The organism is Mesorhizobium sp. M2A.F.Ca.ET.037.01.1.1, assembly GCF_003998075.1.
GTDB lineage: Bacteria > Pseudomonadota > Alphaproteobacteria > Rhizobiales > Rhizobiaceae > Mesorhizobium.
Genome location: NZ_RZSA01000408.1, coordinates 1 through 5,447, shown reverse-complemented (window position 1 = coordinate 5,447; position 5,447 = coordinate 1). Strand labels below are relative to the sequence as shown.

The 5,447-nt window shown below is 63.8% G+C and carries 4 protein-coding genes; 1 reads left to right on the top strand and 3 read right to left on the bottom strand.

The features are described from left to right. Nucleotides 1-1,557: translational GTPase TypA (gene typA / locus EOA27_RS19965; RefSeq protein ID WP_127256948.1), on the bottom strand; the 1,557-nt coding region annotated here is incomplete at its 3' end. 195 nt (nt 1,558-1,752) lie between these two features. Here typA and EOA27_RS19960 point away from each other — a divergent pair. Then, on the top strand, nt 1,753-2,040 hold the full coding sequence (locus tag EOA27_RS19960; protein WP_245484141.1) for a hypothetical protein: 288 nt from the start codon (nt 1,753-1,755) through the stop codon (nt 2,038-2,040). Between the two features lie 225 nt (nt 2,041-2,265). On the opposite strand, the gene EOA27_RS19950 is transcribed toward EOA27_RS19960, so the two are convergent. Together EOA27_RS19950 and EOA27_RS19945 are read right to left on the bottom strand one after the other, a co-directional pair. Next, complete coding sequence (locus tag EOA27_RS19950; RefSeq protein ID WP_126080548.1) at nt 2,266-3,840, bottom strand: alkaline phosphatase; 1,575 nt, start codon at nt 3,838-3,840, stop codon at nt 2,266-2,268. A 296-nt stretch (nt 3,841-4,136) separates the two neighbouring features. After that, nucleotides 4,137-5,420, bottom strand: a complete 1,284-nt coding sequence (locus EOA27_RS19945) for an MFS transporter (protein ID WP_126080547.1) — start codon at nt 5,418-5,420, stop codon at nt 4,137-4,139. Between the last annotated feature and the right edge of the window lie 27 nt (nt 5,421-5,447).

Below are 5,447 nucleotides of genomic sequence, written 5' to 3'. Positions count from 1 at the left end.
CTGATAGACCTTGACGCCCGGATCGATGATCATCGGGCCGCGGTCTTCCAGGTTCCACATGGCGTAGGCGACCGACTCGCCCTGCTCGTTGGAGATCAAGACGCCATTGGTGCGGCCGGGCAGCTCGCCCTTGTAAGGCTCATAGGCGAAGAACAGCCGGTTCATCACCGCGGTGCCGCGCGTGTCGGTCAACAGTTCCGACTGGTAGCCGATCAGGCCGCGCGTCGGCGCATGGAAGACGAGGCGCTGGCGATTGCCGCCGGACGGACGCAGCTCGACCATCTCGGCCTTGCGCTCCGACATTTTTTGCACGACGACGCCGGCATGCTCCTCGTCGACGTCGATGACGACTTCCTCGACCGGCTCCAGCAATTCGCCGTTCTCGCCCTTCTGCATGACGACGCGCGGACGCGACACGGCAAGCTCGAAGCCTTCGCGGCGCATCGTCTCGATCAGCACCGCGAGCTGCAATTCGCCGCGGCCGGACACGAAGAAGGAGTCCTTTTCGGCCGATTCCTCGATCTTCAGCGCGACATTGCCCTCGGCCTCGCGCAGCAGGCGGTCGCGGATGACGCGGCTGGTCACCTTATCGCCCTCGGTGCCGGCAAGCGGGCTGTCATTGACGAGGAAGGACATGGTGACCGTCGGCGGGTCGATCGGCTGCGCATGCAGCGGCTCGCTCACCTGCGGGTCGCAGAACGTGTCGGCGACGGTGCCTTTGGACAGGCCGGCGATGGCGACAATGTCTCCGGCCTGGGCTTCGTCGATCGGCTGGCGCTCGAGGCCGCGGAAGGCAAGAATTTTTGAGACGCGGCCGGTTTCGATCTGGGTGCCGTCATGATGCAGCACCTTGACCGGCTGGTTGGCCTTCAGCGTGCCGGACTCGATGCGGCCGGTGATGATGCGGCCAAGGAACGGATTGGCTTCCAGGATGGTGCCGATCATCCGGAACGGGCCTGGATGGACCGTCGGCGCCGGCACGTGCTTGACGACGAGGTCGAACAGCGGCGCCAGGCCCTGGTCCTTCGGACCTTTGGGGTTTTCCGACACCCAGCCATCGCGGCCCGAGCCGTAGAGGATCGGGAAATCGAGCTGCTCGTCGGTGGCGTCAAGCGCGGCGAAGAGGTCGAACACCTCGTTGACCACCTCGACATGACGGGCGTCCGGACGGTCGATCTTGTTGATGACGACGATGGGCCGCAAGCCCACCTTAAGCGCCTTGCCGACGACGAACTTGGTCTGCGGCATAGGTCCTTCGGCGGCGTCGACGAGCACGATCGCCGAATCCACCATCGACAGGATGCGCTCCACCTCGCCGCCGAAATCGGCGTGTCCGGGCGTGTCGACGATGTTGATGCGGGTGCCGTGCCAGTCGACCGAGGTCGCCTTGGCCAGGATGGTGATGCCCCGCTCTTTTTCGAGGTCGTTGGAATCCATGGCGCGTTCGGCGACGCGCTGGTTGTCGCGGAAGGCTCCGGACTGTTTCAGAAGCTGATCGACCAGCGTGGTTTTGCCATGGTCGACGTGCGCGATGATCGCGATATTTCGGAGGTTCATTTTTCTGGTCTCGGGAACGTTGCAGGCGGCAGGCTTAACAAGCGCCGCCTTTTTCGGTTGCGCGGCTCATACAAGGTTTTTCGCATTTGCGAAAGGGGAGGCCCGACCCCAAATAATGGTCACTGATTCTTAAACGTCTTGGTGTGAAATGATTCTGTTAACCAAGGCGGAACCTTTGAGGGGCCGGGCGATTTCATGTTCATGACCGATCAGATGTCCAGATTGCGTCCGGTTTTCGCGTGGGCGGCGCTTGGCCTGCTCGTCGCGGCGGGCGCCGCGCAGTCCGCGGCTGCGCTCAGGCAAGCCGATCCGATCTCGCCGCCCGATGCCCAAACGGCGCAGCAGATGTTCGCCGATGCCCCCGACGGCGTCGACCCGATCGTCACCGGCCCGGTCAGCGCCGCCTTCAAGCAGCGCCAGAAGGATGCCAATTGCGACACCGCGGTCTGGCCGAACATTCCGCGCGCTTGTTATCCGGATTGACGCTCTCAATACCGCAAACGTAGCGATCCTTCGCGCCCCCTGTCCTACCGGACATCTCCCCCACTTGAGTCCCACTTGATGGAGTTGGCTGTCGCGTTTGATTTCGCCAATCGCCGACGTTGCCGAAGGAGCGAGGCGCCAAAGCTGCTGATCTCCCCCCAAGTGGGGGAGATGGCCGGCAGGTCAGAGGGGGGCGCTGTCCCGCCGACGGTTCCAACTTTCACTTCAAGCCGATCGCACCGGGTCCAGCGTCACCTTGTAAAGCTCGTTGTCGTCGCGATCCATCAGCCGCACCGTGAGCTGCTCCGTCGCACCCGAAATATCGACCAGCCCGAAGAACTGCAGGCCGGCCGACGGCGGCAGGTTCTGGCCCTGCTCGGCGGTCGGCGCCTTGATGAATTTCAGCTCCGGCCCGAAGGTCATGTCGAGGTCGTTGGGGCCGAAGGTGCCGGCATGGATCGGGCCGGACACGAATTCCCAGAACGGATTGAAATCCTGGAACTGCGCCTTGCCGGGGTTGTAGTAATGCGCCGCCGTGTAGTGCACGTCGGCGGTGAGCCAGACGGTGTTGGTGATGCCGGCAGTCTTGATGAAGCGCAGCACATCGGCGAATTCGAGCTCGCGCCCCTTCGGCTTGCCGTTGTCGTTGTTGCTGACGGCCTCGAAGCCGGCCTTCTTCGCCGCGTCGTCCCAGACGACGAGGCCGAGCGGCATGTCGGCGGCGATGACCTTCCACGTCGCCTTCGAGTTTGCCAGCTCGCGCTTCAGCCACTTGGACTGCTCTTCGCCGATCATGCGCGACTTCGGCGTCAGCGTTTCATCCAGGTTGGCGCCGTTCGGGCCGCGATAGGAGCGCATGTCGAGGAAGAACACGTCGAGCAGCGGCCCATGCGAGATCTTGCGGTAGACGCGGCCCGGCTCCGACGGCTCGTAACGGATGGTGGTCATCTCATGGAAGGCGCGCGCGGCCCTGGCCGCCAGCACATGGATCGACTTTTCCTTGTAGCGGTCGTCCTTGCTGAGGTCCTTCGAGTCCGACCAGTTGTTGAGCACCTCGTGGTCGTCCCATTGGTAGAAGGTCGGGCAGATGGCCGAGAGGGCAAGCACATGCTTGTCCATCATGTTGTATTTCCACTGGTCGCGATATTCGTCCAGCGTCTCGGCGACCTTGCGCTTGCCGTCGAGCATGACAACGTTCTTCCACTTGCCGCCGCCGGGCAGGTCGACCTCGTCCTTCAGCGCGCCGTCGGCATAGATCGTGTCGCCCGAATGCAGGAAGAAGTCCGGCGTGTGCTTGGCGATGGTCGAATAGGTCTTCATGCCGGTCTCGTCGATGCCCCAGCCCTGGCCGGCGGTGTCGCCTGACCAGGCGAAGCGCACGTCGCGCTTCGAGGACGGCGCGGTGCGGAAACGGCCGACGATCGGCTCGGAGACGGCGTTGATGTCGGACAGGTCGGCCGCGATCATGCGGTAGAAGATGTCCTGGTCGGAGGCGAGATCGGTGAGCAGCCGCTTCACCGTGCAGTCGCTGGCCGGCGACGTATCGAGCGGCGCGAGCCTTGTGGCGTTTGCAAAACTTTCGGTGGTCGACACTTCATACATAACGCGCGCGGGCCGGTCGGTGCGCGTCCACACCATGCCGGACGTGGCGTCGACGTCGCCGGACTGCACGCCATGCGTGAAGGCCGGCCGCTGGCTGGCGCGGGAATAATAGGGCAGCGCCAGACCGGAGGCGCCGACAAGGCCGAAGGCGCTGGCCGAGGTGACGAAAGCGCGGCGGGTAAGGGAAAGCTTGTCCATGGCTGTCTCCGGATGGCTTTGAACGGGACCGCCAAGCTCTCGCCTCAATGTTTCAGGCGTGTCTCGGAACCATGAAGTTTTGATAACAGTCGACAGAACTGCTGATCTCCCCCCTTGTGGGGAAGATGGCCGGCAGGCCAGAGGGGGGCGCGAAGGATCGCCAACTTCTCAGGAACGGCCTGTTCGAGCTTCTGGCCGACGGCTTTGATTGGCTGCAATTCAACTGACAAGTCGGCGGGACAGCGCCCCCCTCTGCCCTGCCGGGCATCTCCCCCACAAGGGGTGAGATTGGCAGCTCAAGCCGCCTGCGGCTCCGGCTCGAATGCCGGCTTGGTCGTATTGATCAGCAGCGAGATACAGGCCGCCGCGATGCCCGTCATGCCGGCGATCAGGAAGGCCAGTTCGTAATTGCCCTGCAACTCGCGCATCGTGCCGCCGAAGGCTGCAGCCGCCGCTGCGCCCACTTGGTGGCCGGCGACGATCCAGCCGAACACGATCGGCCCGCTACGGTCGCCGAAGGCTTCGTTGGCGAGCCGGAGCGTCGGCGGCACGGTGGCGATCCAGTCGAGCCCGTAGAGCACGGCGAAGATGATCAGGCTGGTCGCCGAGAAGCCGGAATAAGGCAGATAGATCAGCGACAGGCCGCGCACGGCATAGTAGACGCCGAGCAGCTTGCGCGGATCGAAACGGTCGGTGAGCCAGCCGGACAGGGTGGTGCCGATCAGGTCGAAAATACCCATCATCGACAACAGCCCGGCCGCCTGCACCTCCCCGATGCCCATGTCGCCGCAAAAGGCGATAAGATGCGTGCCGACGAGGCCGTTGGTGGTGAAGCCGCAGACGAAGAAGGTGGCGAAGAGATACCAGAACACCCGTGTGCCGGCGGCGCGGCGCAGCGTGTTCAGCGTATGCGCCAGGAAATTGCCCTGCGATGCGGGCGACACCGGCGGCACGTCGTCGGCATCGGCGCCATAGCGCACCTGACCGATCGAGGCCGGGCGTTCCGGCACCAGCAGAAAGACCAGCGGCACGAGAGCAGCGGTGGCGATCGCGATCGCTATGGCGACTGGCTTCCAACCTCCCGACTGGGCCAGCGAGGCAAGCAGCGGCAAGAACACCAGCAGGCCGGTAGCGCTGGAGGCGGACATCAACCCCATCACCAGGCCGCGATTGGTCTTGAACCAACGGTTGACGATTGTTGCGCCGAGCACGGTCGCGACCGCGCCCGAACCGATGCCTGAAAACACTCCCCAGGTGATCAGCAGATGCCACGGCTTGGTCATCAGCAGGCTGAGCGCGGTGGAGCCCGACATGATCATCAGCGCGGCAAGCAGCGTGCGGCGCAGCCCGATCCGCTCCATCAACGCCGCGGCAAACGGTCCGGTCAGACCATAGAGGAAGATGCCAATCGCGGCAGCCAGCGAGACGATGTCGCGCCGCCAGCCGAAGCTCTCTTCCAGCGGCAGCATCATGACTGACGGCGCTGAACGAAGCCCTGCTGCAATCAAAAGACAAAGAAAGATGACCGCGACAACGACGAAGGCGTAGCGCTGGCCAAACGGACGGGATTGAGCTATCATGTTACTGACCGGTACGTTGCAATGGGA